General features: G+C 74.8%; 18 protein-coding genes, 1 pseudogene and 3 riboswitches. Of the genes and pseudogenes, 7 read left to right on the top strand and 12 right to left on the bottom strand.

The window, feature by feature from the left end; translation table 11 throughout:
- Position 1 precedes the first annotated feature (1 nt).
- Together ACFYZF_RS18455 and ACFYZF_RS18450 are read left to right on the top strand one after the other, a co-directional pair.
- Entirely contained in the window at positions 2 to 571 is a 570-nt protein-coding gene (locus ACFYZF_RS18455) for a phage tail protein (RefSeq protein WP_387022046.1), read from the top strand.
- Entirely contained in the window at positions 568 to 1,803 is a 1,236-nt protein-coding gene (locus tag ACFYZF_RS18450) for an NADase-type glycan-binding domain-containing protein (protein ID WP_387022044.1), read from the top strand. The genes ACFYZF_RS18455 and ACFYZF_RS18450 overlap by 4 nt, the downstream gene beginning before the upstream one ends.
- On the opposite strand, the gene ACFYZF_RS18445 is transcribed toward ACFYZF_RS18450, so the two are convergent.
- Positions 1,790 to 2,584 (bottom strand): BTAD domain-containing putative transcriptional regulator, encoded by a 795-nt coding sequence (locus ACFYZF_RS18445; RefSeq protein WP_387022042.1) that lies wholly within the window; start codon positions 2,582 to 2,584, stop codon positions 1,790 to 1,792. The genes ACFYZF_RS18450 and ACFYZF_RS18445 overlap by 14 nt on opposite strands.
- 308 nt (positions 2,585 to 2,892) lie before the next feature.
- Between ACFYZF_RS18445 and ACFYZF_RS18440 the strand changes: the two genes are divergently transcribed.
- Entirely contained in the window at positions 2,893 to 3,372 is a 480-nt protein-coding gene (locus ACFYZF_RS18440; protein WP_387022040.1) for a response regulator transcription factor, read from the top strand.
- Between the two features lie 74 nt (positions 3,373 to 3,446).
- Positions 3,447 to 4,205, top strand: coding sequence for a response regulator transcription factor (locus tag ACFYZF_RS18435; protein WP_387022037.1), 759 nt, complete (start codon positions 3,447 to 3,449; stop codon positions 4,203 to 4,205).
- Here ACFYZF_RS18435 and ACFYZF_RS18430 read toward each other — a convergent pair.
- Entirely contained in the window at positions 4,198 to 5,718 is a 1,521-nt protein-coding gene (locus ACFYZF_RS18430) for a helix-turn-helix domain-containing protein (RefSeq protein ID WP_387022034.1), read from the bottom strand. The genes ACFYZF_RS18435 and ACFYZF_RS18430 overlap by 8 nt on opposite strands.
- A gap of 604 nt (positions 5,719 to 6,322) precedes the next feature.
- Here ACFYZF_RS18430 and ACFYZF_RS18425 point away from each other — a divergent pair.
- Complete coding sequence (locus ACFYZF_RS18425; RefSeq protein ID WP_387022031.1) at positions 6,323 to 7,051, top strand: cobalt-precorrin-6A reductase; 729 nt, start codon at positions 6,323 to 6,325, stop codon at positions 7,049 to 7,051.
- Between the two features lie 183 nt (positions 7,052 to 7,234).
- On the opposite strand, the gene ACFYZF_RS18420 is transcribed toward ACFYZF_RS18425, so the two are convergent.
- The 7 genes and pseudogenes from ACFYZF_RS18420 to ACFYZF_RS18390 all read right to left on the bottom strand — a co-directional run bounded on the left by ACFYZF_RS18420 (position 7,235) and on the right by ACFYZF_RS18390 (position 14,634).
- Positions 7,235 to 8,020, bottom strand: coding sequence for a CbtA family protein (locus ACFYZF_RS18420; RefSeq protein ID WP_387022028.1), 786 nt, complete (start codon positions 8,018 to 8,020; stop codon positions 7,235 to 7,237).
- A 201-nt stretch (positions 8,021 to 8,221) separates the two neighbouring features.
- Complete coding sequence (locus tag ACFYZF_RS18415; RefSeq protein ID WP_387022025.1) at positions 8,222 to 8,431, bottom strand: CbtB-domain containing protein; 210 nt, start codon at positions 8,429 to 8,431, stop codon at positions 8,222 to 8,224.
- A gap of 39 nt (positions 8,432 to 8,470) precedes the next feature.
- Positions 8,471 to 8,558, bottom strand: a riboswitch (adenosylcobalamin (AdoCbl) riboswitch).
- Between the two features lie 19 nt (positions 8,559 to 8,577).
- Complete coding sequence (cobA, locus tag ACFYZF_RS18410) at positions 8,578 to 9,600, bottom strand: uroporphyrinogen-III C-methyltransferase (protein WP_387022022.1); 1,023 nt, start codon at positions 9,598 to 9,600, stop codon at positions 8,578 to 8,580.
- Complete coding sequence (cobC, locus tag ACFYZF_RS18405; protein ID WP_387022176.1) at positions 9,591 to 10,685, bottom strand: Rv2231c family pyridoxal phosphate-dependent protein CobC; 1,095 nt, start codon at positions 10,683 to 10,685, stop codon at positions 9,591 to 9,593. Before cobC ends, cobA begins: the two co-directional genes overlap by 10 nt.
- A pseudogene (locus tag ACFYZF_RS18400) lies at positions 10,686 to 12,014 on the bottom strand (cobyrinate a,c-diamide synthase); the annotation flags it as partial.
- Positions 12,008 to 12,622, bottom strand: coding sequence for a cob(I)yrinic acid a,c-diamide adenosyltransferase (gene cobO, locus ACFYZF_RS18395; protein ID WP_350884770.1), 615 nt, complete (start codon positions 12,620 to 12,622; stop codon positions 12,008 to 12,010). The gene cobO and the pseudogene ACFYZF_RS18400, both read right to left, overlap by 7 nt.
- The gene (locus tag ACFYZF_RS18390; RefSeq protein WP_387022019.1) at positions 12,622 to 14,634 is read right to left on the bottom strand and encodes a VWA domain-containing protein; all 2,013 of its coding nucleotides are present in this window, start codon (positions 14,632 to 14,634) and stop codon (positions 12,622 to 12,624) included. The genes cobO and ACFYZF_RS18390 overlap by 1 nt, the downstream gene beginning before the upstream one ends.
- Before the next feature lie 45 nt (positions 14,635 to 14,679).
- A riboswitch (cobalamin riboswitch) is annotated at positions 14,680 to 14,825 on the bottom strand.
- A 94-nt stretch (positions 14,826 to 14,919) separates the two neighbouring features.
- Between ACFYZF_RS18390 and cbiE the strand changes: the two genes are divergently transcribed.
- Entirely contained in the window at positions 14,920 to 16,128 is a 1,209-nt protein-coding gene (gene cbiE, locus ACFYZF_RS18385) for a precorrin-6y C5,15-methyltransferase (decarboxylating) subunit CbiE (protein ID WP_387022016.1), read from the top strand.
- Positions 16,125 to 16,880 carry a precorrin-4 C(11)-methyltransferase gene (gene cobM, locus ACFYZF_RS18380; RefSeq protein ID WP_387022013.1) on the top strand — a complete coding sequence of 252 codons (756 nt, stop codon included), beginning with the start codon at positions 16,125 to 16,127 and terminating at the stop codon, positions 16,878 to 16,880. The genes cbiE and cobM overlap by 4 nt, the downstream gene beginning before the upstream one ends.
- Here the strand turns inward: cobM and ACFYZF_RS18375 are convergent, their stop codons facing one another.
- Genes ACFYZF_RS18375 through ACFYZF_RS18365 form a run of 3 tightly spaced genes read right to left on the bottom strand, consistent with a single transcriptional unit; the run spans position 16,881 to position 19,917 of the window.
- Positions 16,881 to 18,383, bottom strand: coding sequence for a precorrin-2 C(20)-methyltransferase (locus ACFYZF_RS18375; RefSeq protein ID WP_387022010.1), 1,503 nt, complete (start codon positions 18,381 to 18,383; stop codon positions 16,881 to 16,883). It lies immediately after the preceding gene.
- Positions 18,380 to 19,045: a precorrin-8X methylmutase gene (locus ACFYZF_RS18370; protein ID WP_387022007.1), complete on the bottom strand. Its 666-nt coding sequence runs from the start codon at positions 19,043 to 19,045 to the stop codon at positions 18,380 to 18,382. Before ACFYZF_RS18370 ends, ACFYZF_RS18375 begins: the two co-directional genes overlap by 4 nt.
- Positions 19,042 to 19,917, bottom strand: coding sequence for a sulfite reductase subunit beta (locus ACFYZF_RS18365; protein ID WP_387022004.1), 876 nt, complete (start codon positions 19,915 to 19,917; stop codon positions 19,042 to 19,044). The genes ACFYZF_RS18370 and ACFYZF_RS18365 overlap by 4 nt, the downstream gene beginning before the upstream one ends.
- Positions 19,918 to 19,963: 46 nt before the next feature.
- Positions 19,964 to 20,145: riboswitch (cobalamin riboswitch) on the top strand.
- The last annotated feature ends 123 nt before the right edge of the window (positions 20,146 to 20,268 follow it).

The following is a 20,268-nucleotide window of genomic DNA, read 5'->3' as shown; positions in this document are numbered from 1 at the left end:
GATGCGCGCCGCCATCGAGGGGCTGGCCACGCCCGACCCGCTGGGTCGGCGGCTGCCCGCCGTCTACGCCGCCGACGATCTGGCCCAGCGCCTGACCGGCGCGTACGACCAGGTCATCGCGCCGGTGCACGCCACGCTGGACAGCCTGTGGGCGTACTTCGACCCGGCGCTGGCCCCGCCGGACTTCGTGGACTGGCTGGGTGGCTGGGTCGCCGCCGGGGGCGGGCGCGACGCGGCCCCCGACGAGCGCCGCCGGGTGGTCGCCGGCGCGGTCGCCCGGCACCGGGTGCGCGGCACCGCCGCCGGGCTCGCCGAGGAGATCCGGCTCGCCACCGGTGTCACCCCCGAGATCGCCGAGAGCGGCGGGACCGCCTGGTCCGCCACCCCGGGCGCCGAGCTGCCCGGCTCCGCCGAGCCGGCCCTGACCGTACGGATCAGGGTGTCCGAGCCCACCGCGGCCCTGGAGTCCCGGCTCCGGGCGGTGGTCGAGGCGAACCGGCCGGCACACGTGCCGTACACCGTGGAGGTGCTGTCGCCCGACGGCGGCCCGGCGGCGGGCGGGCCCCGGTGAGGATCTGCGACAACTGCGGCGCCGAGGTGGCCACCGGCGACGGCTTCTGCGGCACCTGCGGCGCCTTTCTTGCCTGGGACGCCACCGACACGGCACCCGCGCCGGCGACCACGACCGCCAGGGACGCCCCGGCCGGCGGCGGCGCCACGCCGGCCGCGACCGCGACCGGAACGCCGGCCGGGACGGGCGGGACGGCGGCGGCGGAACCGCCGGCCAGGACACCGACCGAACCGACCGAACCGACCGAACCGGCGGCCAAGCCGGCGGCCGGGACCGGGGACGTCGGGCACGAGGAACACCGGGCGCAGGAGCGGGACCTTCGGCGGGCCGCCGCGCTCGTGGTCCCGGTGCGCCCCGCCGACGGGACCGGTCCCATCCCGCCCCCCGATCGGGCCGCCGGCACCCCACCGCCGGCCGCCGGCCGGCCTCCCGTCGCCGGCCAGCCCGGCGCGGTGCTTCCGGGCCGGCCCGTCGCGCCCACGCCGGAGGTCCGCGACTTCGCCGGTGACCGGTCCGGCGGCGCGGACGACGTGCTCTGCCCGGCCTGCGGGACCACCAACCGGGGCGGCAGCTCGTTCTGCCGGGGGTGCGGTCGGCCGCTGACCGCGACGGTCCGACCGACGGCGGTCGTACCGTGGTGGCGGCGGCTGCGGTGGCCCCGGCGGCGGCCCGGCCGGGGCCGGCTGCGGCGGCTGCTCGCGGTGCTCGTGGTCCTGGTCCTGGTCGCCGGGGCGGTCTGGGCCGTCGCCCGGTTCGCCGGCCCGGTCGTCGACGCGGTCCGGGACCGGACGGCGAAGCCCGAGGCGGTCCTGCCGCGCACGGTGACGGCCTCCAGTGAGGCGTCCGGTCACCCCGCCCGGTCCACCGTGGACGGCCTGAACAACCGGTACTGGGCGCCCGCAACCGACCGGCCGGCCACCGGCCAGTACGTGGAGCTGACCTTCGACCCGCCGATCCGGCTGATGGATCTCATCGTGCACACCGGGGCGTCCCCGCAGCAGGACGCGTTCGTCCGGCAGGGGAGGCCGGCCGAGCTGACGATGACCCTGTGGACCAGGGACGGCACGAGCAGCACCACCGTGCTGCGCCTGACCGACCGGCCCGGACCGCAGAGCTTCCACCACGTGACGGGCGGGGTGGCCCGGCTCCGGTTGACCGTCGACGCCAGCTACGGCGCGCAGCAGGGACGGCAGGTGGCGCTGGCCGAGATCGAGGTGTTCAGGCGGCCGTGACGTGCACGGGCCGGGTGTCGCCCGGCCGGGCGACACCGAGCGAGCGGAGCATCCGCTCGTACGTCTGCTGGCTGCGTTGGGACGCCGCCACGTCGCCGGCCCGGCGCTGCGCGGTGACCAGTAGCCGCCATCCGTCGTCGTGGTAACCGTCCAGCTCCAGCGCCCGCCGGGCCGCCGTCGCCGCGGCCCGGGCCCGTCCCTGGTTCAGCTCCAGCCTGGCGAGCAGCACCGCGGCCTCCGTCGCCCGGGTCCGGTGCCGGTCCCGGCCGGCGAGCACCCACTCGGCGGGTCCGTCCTCGGGCAGCAGGTCACCGGTGTAGTGGTCGAGCGCGCCACGGAGCGCCGCGACGGCGGCCGTGTCCTCGCCGGCCGACCGGGCCCGCCGAACGGCGGCCAGCGCCGCTTCGAAGGCCGACACGTCGCAGACACCGCCCGCCCCCACGTCCAACCGGTACGACGACCCGTCGCGGACGATGAACCGGGACGCGCCCCGGGCCACGCCGGGCTCCAGGAAGGTACGCAGCGTCGAGACGCCGACGTGCAGGTTGTTGACCGCGGCCCGGTCCGGCAGCTCCGGCCAGAGCGCCGCCGTGATCCGCTCCCGGTGCACCGGCTGACCGGCCTCCGCCGCGAGGTAACGCATCAGGGTCCGGATCCGGGGGCGCACGCCCGACCAGTCCACCGGAACGCCGTCCGGCTCCAGCCGGAACCCGCCGAAGCAGCGTAACCGCAGGTACCGGCGCCCTTCCGAGGCGGCTGCCGGACGGTCCCTCGAAATCATGTGATCTGTCTCCCTTGTCGCCACGACAACGCGGGCCGCTGCCGGTCCGCGACCAGATGCCAGCACCGGGCCGCGCCGGTGTCGGCGCGGTCACGGCGCAGGCGGGACCGCCTGTGCTGGGGAGGTGGGCGACCCACGTCGCGCCGGAGATTCTGCTCGGCCGTCGGGGGACATGGGCAGACGTCAATTCGGGGACTTCCGGGGCATCTACCATCGGTAGCGCTCGGTACACGCTGGGGGTTCGGGCACCCATCCTTCCCAGGAGCGACCTGATGTCGACCGTCGACCCACCCGAAGTCGGTGGACCCATGCCGGTCGTAATCCGGTGGGACCAGCTGGCCGGCGAACGTTGGCCGGAGCTGGCCGACCTCACCGCCGACGGGCTGGTCCTTCTCGTGCTGCCTCCTGAGACGACGGTCGCCCCGTTGGCGCTGCTCGCGGCCGGGGTCCGGGCCGTCCTACGGGACGGCGACGGCACCGACGAGCTGGACCTGGCCCGGTCGGCGGTGCTCACCGGTGGGTCGTACCTGTCGCGGAGCGTGGCGTCGTCGGTCGGCGGCCGGCCGGACGGCGACGGCCGGGGAGACCCGGCGTCCCTGGGCCCCCGGGAGGTGGAGACGCTCCGGTGCATCGCCCAGGGCCTCACCCACCGGCAGGCCGCCCGCCGCCTGGGAGTCACGGAACAGACCATCAACACGTACGCGAAGCGGCTGCGCCGCAAGCTCGGCGCCGCCAACAAGGCCGAGCTGACCCAGCGCGCGGTCGAACTCGGCTATCTGTCGGTGTGACGCCGTTCTTGCCGGTCGCCTTGCCTCGCCCCGCCATCTGTTCCGTAGTTGACTGATCACCGAGAGGTGGGCGGATGTACGACGTGTGTGTGGTGGTGTCCGAGCCGCTGGCCCGGCGCGGGGTGCACCAGCTGATCGACGGCAACGACCTGGTTCGGTGCCTGCTCACCGTCGACACGGCGAGCGAGGTGACCGCGGCCGGCGGGGGCCCCGACACGGTCGTGGTCCTGGTCGACCCGCTGCCGCAGGTGGTCCGGTGGTCCTGCGCCCGACACCCGACCCTGGTGATGATGCCGGAGTCGACGAAGGCCACGACGCTGGAGGCGATCCGGGCCGGCGCCCGTTCTGTGGTGAGCACCGCGACCGAGCGTACGCAGCTGCGGATCGCCCTCGACGTCACCGCGGCCGGCGGGTTCTACCTGTGCCCGATGCTCTCCGCCCGGTTCCGCGCCGACGCGGACGGCCCCGGCCCGGAGTGGCCGGTCGGCGGTGCCCGGCCCGGCGGCGCGGTCACCGGCGGTCGGGGGCCCGCCGGCGGCGGGGGCCCGGCCTACGCGCCGGGTCCCGGGCCGGGCCGGGTCCGGACACGTTCCCGGGCGCCCCGCCGGCCCGCGCTCGCTCCCCGGGAGGCGGCGACCCTGGAGCTGATCGCCCAGGGCCTGACGCACGCCCAGACGGCCCGCAGGCTGGGCATCTCCGAGGCCACGGTGAACACCTACGTCACCCGGATCAGGTCGAAGCTCGACGTCGGGAACAAGGCCGAGCTGACCCTGGAGGCGATCACCCTCGGGTTGGTGCAGCGTCGCCGCTCCGGCGTCGACCCGGTCACCTGAAGGGCTCGCCGAGCCGGGCCCGCACCCGCTCCGCGTGCCGGGCCGATGGGATGTCGTTCACCGCATCGAGGATGTCGGTGGCCCCGTCGGGCGCGTGCCGGGCCCGCTCCGGTTCCCACGCCCGCAGCAGCACCTCGGCGAGGCTCAGGTGGGTCCGGCCGCTGGCGTTCGGGTCGTCCCCGGCGACGAAGTCCCCCCGGCAGGCCGGGTCGAGCCACCCATCGGCCGCCGCGACCCGGCCCAGCAGGTACGCGGCCAGGCGGTCCCTGGCCGCCTCCCGGCTCTCCGCCGTCTCGTCCCCGGCGACCCGCTCGGCGGCGAAGAGCGCCAGCAGGTCGTGCAGGACGTACCGGCCGGGGGTGGCCCCAGCGGTGAGCAGTCCCGCGTCCACCAGCCCGTCGAGCCGGTCCTCGGTGACCGTCACCGGTTCGCCGGTCAGGGCCGCGACCACCGGTGCGGAGTACTGCGGCAGCGGAACGGCGGCCAGCAGCCGGAACGCCCGCCGGGCCGGCGCGTCGAGCAGCCGGTACGACAGCTCGAACGCGCTGCGCACCTGGACGTCGCCGGCCCGCAGCACGTCGAGCCGGCGCCGCTCGTCGCGGAGCCGCTCGACCAGCGACTGCACGCTCCACTCCGGACGCACCGCGAGCCGGTTCACGGCCACCCGGAGGGCGAGCGGCAGCCCGCCGCAGAGCTGGCCCAGCTCCACCGCCGCCGCGCCCTCGGTGTCGATCCGTCCACCGCCCACCGCCGTGGCGAGCAGGGTGTGCGTCTCGACGTCCGACAGCACCCCCAGCGGCAACCGGTGCACCCCGACCAGCCCGGCCAGCACGTTCCGGCTGGAGACCAGGACCAGCCAGCCCGGCCCGCTCGGCAACAGGGACCGCACCTGCGCCTCGTCCCGGGCGTCGTCCAGGACCAGCAGCCCCCGGCGGTCGGCGCTGAGGGTGCGCCAGAGGGTCAGCCGGGCGTCCGGCGAGGACGGCGGCTGGGCCACGCCGAGGGCGGTGAGCAACTGGTCGAGGGCCTGCGCCAGGGTCGTCGGCTCGTCGTCCATGCCCCGCAGGTCGACGAAGAGCGGCCCGTACGGGAACCGGCGTGCCTGGGCGTACGCGGAGTGCACCACCAGGCTGGTCTTTCCCACGCCGGGCGGGCCGCTGACGACGACGACCCGGACGGCCCCGGACCGGCGGGCGGCCTCCGCCTCGCCGGCCAGCCGGCGCAGCTCCTCGGCCCGGCCGGCGAAGTCGGCCAGGTCCCCGGGCAGCGAGCCCGCCTGGTCGTCCTCCGGGCCGCCACGGGCCACGGAGAGCAACCGGGACCGGTCCGGCTCGGAGAGACGGAGCCGGTCGGCCAGTTCCTCCACGGTGCGGCGCTGCGGTCGGGCCACCCGGCCGAGTTCGAGGTTCCGTACGGTACGCACCGCGACGCCCGCCAGCTCGGCGAGCTTCTCCTGGGTGAGCCCGGCGGACGCACGGTGCCGCCGTAGGAGCGTGCCCAGCCGGCCGCTCATTCCGACGCCCCCCGGCGACCAGGTCCTTCGGTGAGCATCACGCCACGGATAGTTACAGATTCGGGCGCTGATCCCCAACGTCGTCACCATCTCCGAGGGCGCGGGGTCCACCGCGGCGGGCATCGACCGGCCTGTCGAGGTTCTGCGACAGGCCCGTGCCGTGCTCGGCGACGGCGACGTGGCCCGCTGGTAGTCGCCGAGGTGGTGGGCGTAGCCGAGGCTGTCCCAGGCGGGCGGGCGGCACCGGGGGTCAGTGCCTACCGCCGGGCAACGGCATCGACCAGACGGTCATCCGCGCCTACGGCCTCTGACCTGGGCTGACTCACAGAGGGAAAGGGTGGGCCCGGGTCGACGACCCGGGCCGACCCTTGTCCTCCACCCGGGCAGACAGGGAGCGATACTGGAGCGGTGGATGCACAGGCTCGCCGTCCCGCCCGGCTCATGGTGGCGGCACGACTACTGAGGTCTGCGCCGACGGGACGGAGATCGGCCGCGGGCAGTGGGTGCAGGCGCTGGCCGCGGGCGCGGAGCCGGAGGCGGCCATGAGCCCCGTGCCGCTGAAGCCGGGCGTCCCCGTGATCGGACCGCGCACATGAGGGTCCTCGTGCTCGGCGGGACGGGGGAGGCCCGCGCGCTGGCGGCCGCGCTCGTCGAGAACGGTGTCGAAGTCGTGACCTCGCTTGCGGGACGTGTCGTGCGTCCGCAACTGCCGGTCGGACAGGTGCGTGTCGGTGGCTTCGGTGGGATCGAGGGGCTGACGACGTACCTGGAGGGGGCCGGGGTGGATGCCGTCGTCGACGCGACACACCCGTTCGCGGAAAGGATCAGCGCCAACGCGGCTGCGGCGTGCCCGGCGGTCGGCGTTCCGCTGCTCCGCCTGGAGCGGCCCGGCTGGGCCGGACGGCCTGAGGCGTCCGGCTGGCACTGGGTCGGCGACCACGACGAGGCCGCCCGCGTGGCGGCAGGGCTGGGGGAACGGCCGTTCCTCACCGTCGGGCGGCAGTCGCTCGGACGTTTCGTCGAGCCGCTGCGCCGCCACGCGTGCCTCGTGCGCGTGGTGGACGAGCCGGACATCCGCCTTCCAGCCTCCTGGATGCTGCTGCGCAGCCGTGGACCGTACGGGATCGAACACGAGCGGCAGGTGATGGCAGACGCGGACGTCCTGGTGACGAAGGACTCCGGCGGTGACCACACCGTCGCGAAGCTCGAGGTCGCCGCCGAGCGGGCGATGCCGGTGGTCGTCGTCCGCCGAGCCGGCCCGTCGGGCGGTGTGCGGGTCGTCCGCGACGTCGACGCCGCGCTGGGCTGGGTGCAAGCGCTGCCGGCACGCTGACCGCAGCCGTGCGGCCGGTGGTGCGCGGCCAATCCGTCACGGACCGGCCGGCCCGTCCCCCGTCTCGGGCACGGTGCTCGCCCCGGCCGGCGTCGTCGTCGACGCCGGCCGGGGCGACGCCGACCGGGCCCGCGAACGCGGCCCCTCAACCTCCCCCGTGGCCGACCGAGCGCGCGGGGCGGGTCACAGCGTGGCGGCCAGCTCCCGGCGGCGCAGCCGCTCGGCGGCTCGGTCCGCGTCACGTCCGACCAGGCCGGTCAGCACGAAGCCGAGGACGGCCCACGTCGCGGCCAGGGTCATGACCGACGAGCGGCGGAAGTACCAGAGCGTGTCGGCCGGGAAGTCGCCGACCTCGTTGACCGTCGGCAGGACTGCGCCGGCGACCACGACCACCACGAGGTATGCGGCGGCACCGACCAGCACCGCGGCGTACGCGCCCAGCTGGGGCAGGACCCGCCGGGCCAGGAGCACGGCGCCGATCGCCGCGACGAGGCTCAGCGCCCAGAAGCCGAAGTACAGGGCGGTCCGCTCGCCGATCGTGTCGCCCGAGCCCACCGCCGGCGGCGTGGCGGGATACTTGAAGAACGGCACCAGCGCCGTGGCGACGAAACCGACGCCGACCACCACCGCGGTGGAGGCTCGTGCTGAGAGCGTGCCCAGGCGTCCGACGGCGAACGCGGCAGCGAGCGCCGTGGCGCCGCCGAGGACGGCGCCCAGCAGGATGGTGCCGGTTGCCAGGCCCCAGGTCGACTGCGTGTCGCGGGAGACCTCGGCCTCCTCACCGTGGCTGTGGGCTTGCTCCGCGGTCGCGTCGTCGTGCGGGTGCCCGTCTTCGGCCGCGCCCGCCTCCTCCAGAGCGATGGCGGTGTTGACCTGGGGTTCAGCGACGACGTAGGCGACGAGAAAGGCCGCGAAGCCGGCGATCAGGCCGGCCAGTAGGCCGTGCACGAGGAAGGTACGAGGGGCCATCGAGGGTCCGTCCGAGAGCCGGCCACGGGCAGCACGAGCCGCCGGCAGGGCCGGGAGCGAGAGGAAGAAGAATTGGGCCGGCCGCAGACACCGAGCGTCAGTGGCAGGAGTAGGCCAAGAGACGTGCGAGCGTCAGTGGCAGGAGTTGGCCAAGAGACGCGCGAGGTCAGTGGCAGGGGTAAGCCAGGAGACGCGCGAGCATCAGTGGCAGGGGTAGCCCAAGACGTGCCGTGCGTCGTGCACCAACTCGTGCACGGCGGTGCCCTCGAAGACGGAGAATGCTCCCTGCTCGGCGCCCACGAAGTACAGGACGACGGCGGTGAGCAGCGCGAAGAACAGCGCCCAGGGGGCGAGCTCGCGCACGGGAACGGTGGGAACAGCGGCCGGAGCGGCCGTGGTTGCCTGAGACATGACACTCCTTGGGAATTCTGCGTCCCGTCGATGAATGTTCACCTGGCTGGAGGGTCTGGCTTCGCCGCAAGCGGCGTCACAGTAGCGCGACTGCGCCGGGATCGCACCGGCTTCCTTCAGCAAGGTGGGACGACCATATCAGGTATTCAAGCGGGAAAGGGTGCGGCGACTGTCACGACCGTCCGCGCAGGACGTGGCTCCAGCGCGGCCACGTGACCGATGACCGCGACGGCCGGGGCGCCGATGCCGGCCGCGGCGATGTCGTCGACGACGTGGGCGAGGGTGCTGCGGACGACCTGCTGGCTGGCCAGGCTGGCGTCCGCCACGACCGCGCACGGCGTGCCCTCGTCCAGATCGGCGGCGATGAGCGCTTCGACGATGGCAGGAAGGGTACGCACGCCCATGAGCACCACGATCGTGGTGCCGGAGCGGGCGAGGGACGGATAGTCGATCGACGAATCGGGGTGGCCCGGCGGCACGTGGCCGGAGATGACGGTGAAGCCCTGGACGAGTCCGCGGTGGGTGACCGGAATGCCGGCGAGCTCGGGGCCCGCGACGCTGGACGTCACGCCGGGCACCACAGTGGTGGCGACCCCGGCGTCGGCGCACGCGGCAACCTCCTCGAAGCCTCGGCCGAACACGTAGGAGTCGCCGCCCTTGAGCCGCACGACGTGACGCCCAGCGCGTGCGTGCCTCACGAGGATTCGGTTGATCTCCTCCTGGCTGGTGCTTCGCCCGTAGGGGATCTTCGCGACGTCGACGACCTCGGCCTCCGGGCGGGCCCACGCCAGCGCCTCCCACGGCGCGAGCCGGTCGGCGACGATCACATCGGCCTGCTCGATGGCCGCACGTCCGGCGACGGTGACCAGACCGGGGTCCCCGGGGCCGGCGCCGACCAGCGTGACGTGACCGGCCCGGTCCGTCCGGGCGGGTGCGTCAGTCGTCGGAGGCGCGACGGCCCGCAGCACGACATCGAAGCGGCCCTCGTCCACGGGTGCCGTGACCCAGGTCAGGCGGCGACGGAGGACGAGGTCCTCCAGCGCGGCGCAGACGGTCGGCGCTGCGACAGTGACAGCTGCCCCCTCACGCAGCAGCGCGGCGACCGTGGCGATGGCGCCCGGACCCCCGTCGAGGACGAGCACGCTGCGACCGGTGACGTTCAGCTCCATGCGACGGTGAGTCCCAACGTGGTGAGCAGATGGCGGGTGGCGGCCGGCTCGCGGACGGCGATGCGTGCCCACGAGCTGTCGAGGCCGGGGAAGGTGTCGGTTCGGCGGACGGCCACGCCCGCGGCCCTGAGGCGCGCGTGCGCCCCGGAGCCCAGCCGGGCGAGGACGAACGGGGCGTTGGACTCCGCGACCGTGAGGCCGAGCTCGCTCAGCCCGTCCACGAGCGTGCGCCGCTGCTGCACACACAGCGCGGCCCGGCGTCCCGCCTCGGCCTCGGCCTGCGGCCCGGCGGTCGCGACGACGGCATGCAGCGCCGGGGTGCCGACCGACCAGGGCGGTTGCTGGGTTCGGAGGTCGGCGACCACGGCGGCGTCGCCCACGACGTACCCGGCGCGGATGCCGGGAATCGACCACAGCTCGGTCAGGCTTCGCAGCACGACCAGCCCCGGTAGCCGGTGCGAGGTGAGCGTCTGCGGCTCGCCCGGCACGAAGTCCATGAACGTCTCGTCCACGACGACAACGCGCCCGGGGCGGCACAGGCCGCGCAGGGTCGCGGCGGCGTGCAGGCGCCCGGTCGGGTCGGCGGGGTTGCCCACCACGACGAGGTCCGCGTCGTCAGGGACGGCGCCGGGGTCGAGGGCGAAGTCGTCCTCGGTCCGGCACAGGACATGGGTGACGGTGTGGCCCGCGGCGCGTAGCGCGACGTCGGGCTCGGTGAACTGAGGGTGCACGACGACCGGGCGTCGCCAAGGGCGTGCTCGGGCGAGCAGGAAGAACGCCTCGGCGGTGCCGGCCGTGACGAGGACCTCGGACTCGTCACGACCGTGGCGACGCGCCACAGCGACGTGAGCCGCGGTGGCTTCGGGGTAGGTGTCGGAGGTCGCGATTCCGTCGCGCAGCGCCCGCTCGAGCCACTCCGGGCGGGGCAGGCGGCTGACGTCGGCCGCCAGGTCCAGCAGGCCGGCGGACAGCTCCACGTCGCCGTGGTGGCGCAACGGGGCTGCGGGCGGTCCGGAGTCCGGTGGCGCGGCGACGGCGTGCGTCCGTGGCGCACCAGGCGCCGCGATCGCGTCCGACTGGTGCACCGCGTCCGCGAACGACTGGGCCAGGTGCGGGTGCCCGGCCCAGTGCACGTGCAGGTAGGACGCGTTGAGCGTCGGGCCCGCGAACCCGACGTCGCCGCCCTCCAGCGTCCACGCGGGACGCTCGCCGCGCACGGGGGTGACCGTGGTGCGGTGGAATTCGTGCGCCGTGGCACCGGTCCCGCGTGCGCCGAGGAGCTGGTCCGAGCCGAGCTCGGCCCGGCGGTACGCCAGGGTGAGCCGGGGCGTCATGACCGCGTCGGCGTCGAGCGCCCCGACCATGGGATGCCCGTCGACGGAACGGCACAGGTACAGCAGGCCGGCGCACTCGGCCACCGTCGGGACGCCGTCCAGGACGGCCTGACGCAGCTCGTCGCGCAGGGCCGTGTTGGTGCTCAGCGCGGCCGCGTGCACCTCGGGGAAACCTCCGCCGAGATACAGACCGCGCGTCCCGGCGGGAAGCCGCTCGTCCCGGGCCGGGTCGAACGGCACGACGGTGCAGCCCGCCGCCTGCAGCAGCTCGGTCGTCTCGGCGTACCGGAAGGTGAACGCCCGCCCGGCCGCGACCGCGATGATCGGGGATCCGGTGCCGGGGTGCCGGACGTGCGCGGCCGGGTCCCACGGCTCGGAGTCGAGGTCGGGCGCGCTGTGCGCCACCTCCAGCACGGCGTCGAGGTCGACGTGGCGGGCGACCTGCTCGGCCAGCCTGTCCAGCGAGGCGGCGGCCTCGTCGCGCTCGGCTGCGGGGACGAGCCCGAGGTGGCGCGAAGGCGCGCTGACACCACCGTCGCGTTGCAGGATCCCCAGCACGGGGACGCCGACGGACTCCACCGCGCGTGCCGCCTCGGAAGCGTGGCGGGGGGAGCCGGCCTTGTTGAGCACGACACCCGCGATCGTGACGCCGGGCTGGAACGTCGCCATCCCGTGCACGACCGCCCCCACGCTGCGCGAGGTGTGCGAGACGTCCACGACCAGGACGACCGGCGTCCGGGTGAGCGTCGCGACGTGGGCGGTGGAGGCGAACCCGTCGCCGCCGATGCGGCCGTCGAACAGACCCATGACCCCCTCGACGACCGCGACGTCCGCGCCCCGGGCGCCGTGCAGCAGCAGCGGGACCACGAGCGTGGGGTCGGTCAGGTGCGGGTCGAGGTTGCGGCCCGGACGTCCGGTGGCCAGCGCGTGGTATCCGGGGTCGATGTAGTCGGGCCCGACCTTGTGCCCCGAGACGGCATGCCCACGGGCGGCCAACGCGGCCATGAGCCCGGTCGCGACCGTGGTCTTGCCGTGGCCGGAGGCCGGTGCCGCGAGCAGCACGCGCGGCAGACTCACCACTCGATGCCTCGCTGACCCTTCTGGCCGACGTCCATCGGGTGCTTGACGTGCAGCATCTCGGTCACCAGGTCGGCCGCCGCGACGAGGCGGGGGTCGGCGCGGCGGCCGGTGACGACGACGTGCTGGCGGCCAGGACGGTTGGCGAGTGTCTCGACGACGTCGTCGACGTCGACCCAGCCCCACTGCATCGGGTAGGTGAACTCGTCCAGGACGTACAGCTGGTGCCGCTCGGCCTGGATGCGCCGCTTCACCTCCGCCCAGCCCTCGGCGGCGTCAGCGGCATGGTCCGCCTCGGTGCCGCCCTTGCGGCTCCAGGACCACCCCGAGCCCATCTTGTGCCACTCGACGGGCCCGCCCTCGCCGGTCTCCTCGTGCAGGCGGCCGAGCCGTTCGAGCACCGTCTGCTCCCCGATGCGCCACTTGGCCGACTTGACGAACTGGAAGACCCCGATGTCCCAACCCTGGTTCCAGGCGCGGATCGCCAGGCCGAAGGCGGCGGTCGACTTGCCCTTGCCGTTGCCGGTGTGGACCATCAGCAGCGGCCGGTTGCGCCGTGCCCGGGTGCTGATGCCGTCGTCCGGGACGACCAGCGGCTTGCCCTGCGGCATCAGGCCACCCCCTCGCGCGGCGCGGTCGCCGCCTGGACGACGCCGGTGAGCCCGTCGGCGGTCACCTCACCGAGCGGCACGTGCTCGGCCTGCAGGGTCGCGGCCAGCTGCGCGGCAAGGCCGAGCCGGAACCGTCCGGTCTCGCAGTCGACCACGACGCTTTGCACGCCGGTAGCGGCCAGGTGCGCCGCGGCGCGGTGGGCACGACCGAGCGCGTCCGGCCCGAAGGTCGCCCGGCCGTCGGTCACCACGACCAGCAGCGGCCGGCGGGACGGGTCGCGCAGCGCCTCGCGGCGCAGCACCTCCGCGGACCGCTCCAGGCCCTCGGCGAGTGGCGTCCGCCCGCCGGCCGGCAGGTCGGCCAGGCGCCGGGAGGCGACATCGACGGACCCGGTCGGCGGCAGCGCGACGTCGGCGGTGCGCTGGCGGAACGTCACCAGCGCGACCTTGTCCCGGCGTCGGTAGGCGTCCAGCAGCAGCGCGAGCACGGCGGTCTTGACCTGCTCCATGCGCCGTCGCGCGGCCATCGAGCCGGACGCGTCGACGCACAGCAGGACGAGGTTCGACTCTCGCCCGACGGTTTCCGCGCGGCGCAGGTCGCCCGGGGCGAAGACGAGACCGCGGCCCTCGACCAGGCCGCCACGGGAACGCTGGTGCGGTGCCGCCGCGGTGATGGTGCCCGGCAGGTGCAGGCGGCCGGCGGCGGACGATCCGCGCTGCTGCCCGACGACCCGGCCCTGAGGCGTGCGGGCCCGGGACCGACGGCCGGCCTGGCCCTCGCCGGTGCCCTGCACGACGAGCAGGCGGGCGCGTGCCGGCTCGCCGGCGGACGCGACCGATCCGGCAACCGCAGGCTGCGGCGCGTTGTCCGGCGTGGGCGATCCTTCGGCGGGGGAGTCGTGGACGTCCCGGGACCGGCCGTCCTGCGGGGCGTCGTCCGGCGGCCCGCCGCCGGGACCACCGGGGCCGTCGTCGGGCCCGTCCGGTGGTCCAGGGTCGGGGTCGTCGTTGCCCAGTAGGTCGTCGAGCCGGTCCTCGTCCAGGCCGGGCTCGTCGAACGGGTTGCGGCGCCGGCGGTGCGGCAACGCGAGACGGGCGGCGACGCGGACGTCCTCGCGGGTCACGTGCGCGCGTCCCTGCCAGGCGGCGTGCGCCGAGGCGGTGCGGGCGGTGACGAGGTCCGCGCGCAGGCCGTCGACGTCGAACGCGGCGCACACCTCGGCGATGGTCGTCAGCGTCTGGTCGTCGAGCACGACGTCCGGCATGAGCCGCCGCGCCGCCGCCAGCCGCGCACGCAGGGCGTCCTGCGCGTCGGCCCAGCGTGCGGTGAAGCCCTCCGGGTCGGCGTCGAACGCCAGCCGGCGACGCACGACCTCCACCCGCAGGGAGGGGTCGCGCGGTGCGGCGACCTCGACGGTCAGGCCGAACCGGTCGAGCAACTGCGGGCGGAGCTCGCCCTCCTCGGGGTTCATCGTGCCGATCAGCACGAACCGGGCGGCGTGCTCGACCGAGAGGCCGTCGCGCTCCACGCTGACCCGGCCGGTCGCCGCCGCGTCGAGCAGCAGATCGACGAGGTGGTCGTGCAACAGGTTGACCTCGTCGACGTAGAGCAGGCCGCGGTGGGCTCGGGCGAGCAGGCCCGGCTCGAACGCCACTGCGCCGTCGCGTAGCGCCGCGTCGAGCTTGAGGGAACCCGTCACCCGGTCGTCGCTCGCACCGACGGGCAGCTCGACGAGCCGCACCGGCCGCTCGACGACGGGCGTGGACGCGTCGATGGGCCCGTCGGGGCAGACCGCCAGGGAATCGTCCGGGTCGACCGAGAACCGGTCGCCCGCGTACGTCCGTACCAGCGGCAGCACCTCGGCGAGACCGCGCACGGTGGTGGTCTTGGCGGTGCCCTTCTCCCCACGGACCAGGACGCCGCCGATGAGCGGGTCGATCGCGACCAGGGTGAGGGCGAGAGTCATGTCGTCGGAGCCGACGACGGCACAAAAGGGGTATTGCGCTGGCATGTAGGGCTCCCGCTCGATCTGCCATGACCGTCCACGACGCGGGCGCGTCGCGGCTCGGATCGAGGCCGGTCTTCGGACTTCCCAGGTCTGTGCCTGAGTCACCGCAGCGGGCCCTGTGCCGGATTCTCACCGGCTTCCCAGATTCTCCCCGTGGCCATCGGCCGTGGGGCACCTCGAACCTTCGCACCACCCTAGACGCCGTCCTGACGGCCCAGACAGCGGTCCGGCGGTCCGGCGGCCGGTCGGGGCCTGCGGGGCAGGCGGGGCGGGCTAGGGTGCACTGCCATGGAGGCGCACGTGACCGTTGTCGGGCTCGGGGCCGACGGCTGGGCGGGCTTGCCGGAGCCGTCTCGGACGCTGGTGCGCGGGGCCGCGACGCTGCTCGGCGGGGCCCGGCACCTCGATGCGGTGCCGCCGGTCGACGGCCAGGAGCGCGTGGCGTGGCCGTCGCCGCTGCGGGAGAATCTGCCGGGCCTGCTGGGCGCCGCGCGCAGGCCCGTCGTCGTGCTGGCGTCGGGCGACCCGCTCGTGTCGGGCGTCGGCACGACGCTGCTGGACATCCTGGGCCCGGAACGGGTGACGATCGTGCCCGCGGTCTCCTCCGTGGCGCTCGCTCGGGCACGTCTCGGGTGGCCGGCGGAGTCCGTCACAACGGTGAGTCTGGTCGGCCGGGACGTGCGCCTCGTCGTCCCCGCGCTCGCCCCCGGGCGGCGGCTGCTCGTGCTCTCCAGCGACGAAACGACGCCTGCCGCCGTCGCTGCGCTGCTCACCGGACTCGGCTGGGGAGAGTCCAGGCTGGCCGTGCTCGGCGACCTCGGCGCCGCGGGTGAGTCGCGTGCCGAGTCGACCGCGGCTTCGTGGAACGTCGTGGACGTGCCCCGGCTGAACGTCCTGGCCGCCGAAATCCGGGGCACCGGACCGGGCTGGGCCGCGGGCGGGGTGCTCCCCGACGACGCGTTCGAGCACGCCGGGCAGATCACCAAGCGCGACCTGCGTGCCAGCGCCCTGGCCCGGCTCGCGCCCGCTCCCGGTCAACTGCTGTGGGACGTCGGCGCCGGCAGTGGCTCGATCGGCGTGGAGTGGATGCGTGCGTGGCCGACGGCGCGGACGATCGCGATCGAGTCCCGCGCCGACCGCGCCGCGCTCGTGCGTCGCAACGCCGCCACGCTCGGCGTTCCCGGCCTGCGTCTCGTCGAGGGCTCAGCACCCGACGCCCTGGCCGGTCTCGAGCGCCCTGACGCGGTGTTCGTCGGCGGGGGAGCGACCGTCCCCGGCGTGCTCGAAGCGTGCTGGGACGCGCTCGGCACCGGTGGCCGACTCGTCGTCCACGGCGTCACGGCCGAGACCGAGGCGGTGCTGCTCGAGCAGTACCGTCGCCGTGGCGGCGAGCTCGTCCGCCTGCACGTCGAACGCGCCGAGCCGCTCGGCAGCTTCACCGGCTGGACGCCCGCGCGTGCCGTCAGCCAGTGGACCGTCACCAAGGGAGAGTCATGACCGTCCATTTCGTCGGGGCCGGACCCGGTGCCGCCGACCTGCTCACGCTGCGCGCGGTGCGCCTGCTCGAGGTTGCGGACGTGTGCCTGTATGCGGGCACCTACCTCGACGCCGACGTGCTCGGCCACTGCCGCGCCGACGCCCGGCTGGTCGACACCCAGCACCTCGACCTGGACGAGATCACCGCCCACCTGGTGCAGGCGCACGCCGACGGGTTGGAGGTCGTGCGGCTGTGTTCGGGCGACCCGTCGCTGTACTCCGCGGTCCATGAGCAGGCGCGCCGGCTCGACGCGGCGCAGGTCCCGTGGGACGTCACGCCCGGTGTGCCCGCCTACGCGGCTGCCGCGGCGATCGTCGGCGCCGAGCTGACCGTCCCCGAGCTCGCCCAGTCGGTCGTGCTCACCCGCGCTCAGGCCCGTTCCACGGTCATGCCGCCGGGGGAGAAGCTCGCCGCGTTCGCCGCGACGGGCGCGACCCTGGCCCTGCACCTGGCCGTCACCCGCAGCCGGGAGCTGGCCTCCGAGCTGGCCGAACACTACGGCGACGGGTGCCCGGTCGTCGTCGTGTCCAAGGCGACGCAGCCGGATCAGCTCGTCCTGCGCGGCACGCTGGCCGACATCGGCGACCAGGTCGAGGCCGCGGGCCTGCGCCAGGCCGCGATCATCCTGGTCGGCCCGGCGCTGGCTCCCGACGTCCGGGGCGGTGAGTCGTTCCTGTACGCCGCCAGCCGCGAACGCCGCGCCCGCGGCTGACTAGGCGACGAAGCGCGGGCTCCAGACGCGGCCGGCCGCGGTGACGCGCGTCGACGAGGCGCCGACCAGCAGCAGGCACTTCATGTCGATGGTCCCGGGGTCGAGCTCGCCCAGCGTCGTCACGGTGAGGCTCTCCCCGGCACGGCCGACGTCGCGACCCACCACTACGACGGTCTCGGGCGACTTGTGCTCCAGCAGCGTCGCTCGGGCCTGCGCGACCTGCTCGGTGCGCGAGCGCGAGCGCGGGTTGTAGAGGGCGAGCACGAGGTCCGCCTCGGCGACGGCGCGTAGCCGCTTCACCACGACGTCCCAGGGCTTGAGCCGGTCCGACAGGCTCATCACCGCGAAGTCGGCGCCGATGGGGGCGCCGGCACGCGCCGCGACCGCCTGGACGGCAGAGATGCCGGGCACGACGCGCACGGCGACGTCCGCGTAGCGCGGGTCCTCCGCGGCCTCGAACACCGCCGACGCCATGCCGAAGATGCCCGCGTCGCCGCCGGACACGACCGCGACGCGCTCACCGGCGAGCGCCAGCTCGAGCGCCTCGCGGGCCCGGTCCACCTCAACCGTGTTGCCGGACGCGTGCCGCACCAGGCCCGGGCGCTGCGGGACGCGCTGGACATACGGTCCGTAGCCGATGACGTGGCCGACCTCCGCGAGTACCTGCGACGCCTCGGGGGAGAGCCACCGGTCGGGACCGGGACCGAGGCCCACGACGACGACTTCGGCGCCGGCGACGGGCTCGGTGACCTCACTCGCCGAGCGGTCGTAGCGCGCCACACCGGGACGGGTGTCGCCGGGGACCAGGACGATCGAGAAGTACGGCACCGTCTCGGGGTCCACGTCGGCGACCGGGAGTACCCGCTCGGCGTCCATCGACGCCCGCTCGACGTACCAGGACCCCTCGACGCGTCCGGCCTGCTCGAGCGCCGAGCGGACCTTGGCGAACGTGCGGCCGAGCTTCATGATCACGGCACCGTCGGTGTCGGCGAGGCGCCGGGCCAGTTCCGGCTCGGGAAGCGTGCCGGGCAGCACGGTCAGCACGTCGGTCTGCCGGACCAGGGGCAGGGCGGTCGTGGCCGTGGCGGCCGCGAAGGCGGGCACACCTGCGACGACCTGCGTCTCGAACTCGTCCGCGAGCCGGTCGTGCAGGTACATGAACGAGCCGTAGAGCATCGGGTCGCCCTCGGCCAGCACGACGACGTCGCGGCCCGCCCTCAGGTGCGCGCGGAGCCGCTCGCCACACTCGGCGTAGAAGTCCGCCATCGCGCCGGCGTACCCGCCCGGGTGGTCGGTGGTCTCCGTCGTCACCGGGTAGACGAGCGCCTCCTCGATCACGTCGTCCGGGAGCAGACCGGCGGCGATGCGGCGGGCGTTGGACTGCTTGCCGACGCCCTGGTGGTAGGCGACGACGTCCGCCGCGCCGATCAGCCGGGCGGCCTTCAGCGTGACGAGCTCGGGATCCCCGGGGCCGACCCCGACGCCGAACAGCCGCCCGCTCACTCCGCCTCCTGCGCCAGGGCGTTGAGCGCCGAGGCGGCCATCGCCGAGCCGCCGCGACGCCCGGTCACCACGAGGTACGGCACGTCGAGCCCGGGTGCGTCGGCGGCGAGGTCGATGAGCGCCTGCTTGGACTCGGCCGCACCGATGAAACCCACCGGCGTGCCGATGATCGCGGCCGGCCGCGGCGCACCGTCACGCAGCATCTCCAGCAGGTGGAACAGGGCCGTGGGGGCGTTGCCGAACGCGACGACGGCACCCTCGATGTGCTCGGTCCACAGAGACACGGCCACCGCGGACCGGGTCGTGCCCCACTCGCGGGCGAGCGCCGGGACCTCGGGCTCGCGCAGGAAGCAGCGGACCTCGTTGTCGCGGGGCAGCCGGGCGCGGGTGACGCCGGCGGCGACCATGTGCGCGTCGGTCAGGATCGGCGCTCCCGCATCGAGCGCCGCCCGGGCCGCCGTCACGAGACCGGGGTGGATCACCAGGTCCCGCGTCAGGTCGGTCTGCCCGCACGCGTGGATCATCCGCACCGCGACCCTCTCGGCGTCGGCCGGGACGCGCGTCAGGTCGGCCTCGGCGCGGATGGTGGCGAACGAGTCGGCGTAGATCGCCGCGCCGTCGGTGACGTAGTCGTAGCGGCGCGGCGGTGGGGCGAAAGTCATGCATTCTCCAGATCGGGGACGAGTAGGGTGCGCCGTGGCGTGACGACGAGGTCGCCGGCGCCGAGGGTGCGGACCTCGTCCATGAAGCGGGCATCCACCCGACCTTCGGGGACCGCGAGGTGCAGCGCGACACGGCCGTCGTCCTGCGCGATCCTGCCAAGCGGGGGTGGCGGCGTGCTCACCCGGGTCCTCGCGGCACGCTCGAGCACGGTGCCCAGCACTGCCGCGCCGGAGCCGGGCAGCTCGTCGACGTGCCAGGGAGAGTGCGGTTCGCTACCGGCGAGCTCGGCGAACCGCACGGCGAGTGTGGTCAGCGCCGCAGCGGCCTCGTCCAGGGGGACGACCGGTCCCCACGACGTCCCGGCGCGCAACTGCGCGGTGCTCGCGTCGAGCGCCACGAGACCGAGGTCCAGGTCGCGCTCGACCAGGTCGCCGCGGCCGTCGTCGAGCACGAACAGGAACCGGCCGGCCAGCGCGGCGAGCAGGGGCTCCGCGCACAGCCGGGCGTCGAGGTCAGCGATCACCGGACGCAGGTCGGCGCGGCCACCGCTGCGTCCGGTGAGCGGTGAGGCCAAGATGTTACGCACCCGCTCGTGCGACGTCGACGGCACGAGCCCGGTTGCCATGATCACGTCCACGACCGCGTCCGGCAGGCACCCGTCGTCGTGCTCGATGCCGCGCACCTGGAGGTTGGCGCGGCTGGTCAGGTGGACGGCGCCGTCGCCGTGCTCACCCGCCACCCGGACGAGTGCGCCGAGCGCCTCGGTCGTCACGGCGCCACCGGGGACACGCACCCGGACGAGCGCGCCGTCGTCGGCGATCCAGGGGCGCAGCAGACCGGGACACAGGTCGCGGCGGGTCCTCTCGGTCACGGCGCCATCGTGCCAGAGCCCGTCTCGGGCACCGTCGGTCGGCGGGTGCTACGTTCGTCCTGCCAGCCAAACTCAGCCATGAGCCAGGGAACCCGGTGAGAGTCCGGGACTGACGCGCAGCGGTGAGGGTGACGGGCGGAGCACGACGCCACTGGACCAACGGTCTGGGAAGGCGCTCCGTCCGGTTGATCCCGAGTCCGAAGACCTGCTGGCCGCAGACCCCCGTCTGCGACACCTGCCCATCCAGGCCTCGCGCACAGGCCTCCGGACGAAGGAAGACCCTCGTGTCTCGTTATCCTCGCTGGCGCCAGATCGGCTCCTCCCGCCAGGTTCTGCCCACCTGGCTCGTCT

It is taken from the genome of Micromonospora sp. NPDC001898 (genome assembly GCF_042891255.1).
Classification (GTDB): Bacteria; Actinomycetota; Actinomycetes; order Mycobacteriales; family Micromonosporaceae; genus Micromonospora.
Note: the sequence above shows the minus strand (reverse complement) of the source record. Positions and strands in the feature narration are given on the sequence as shown.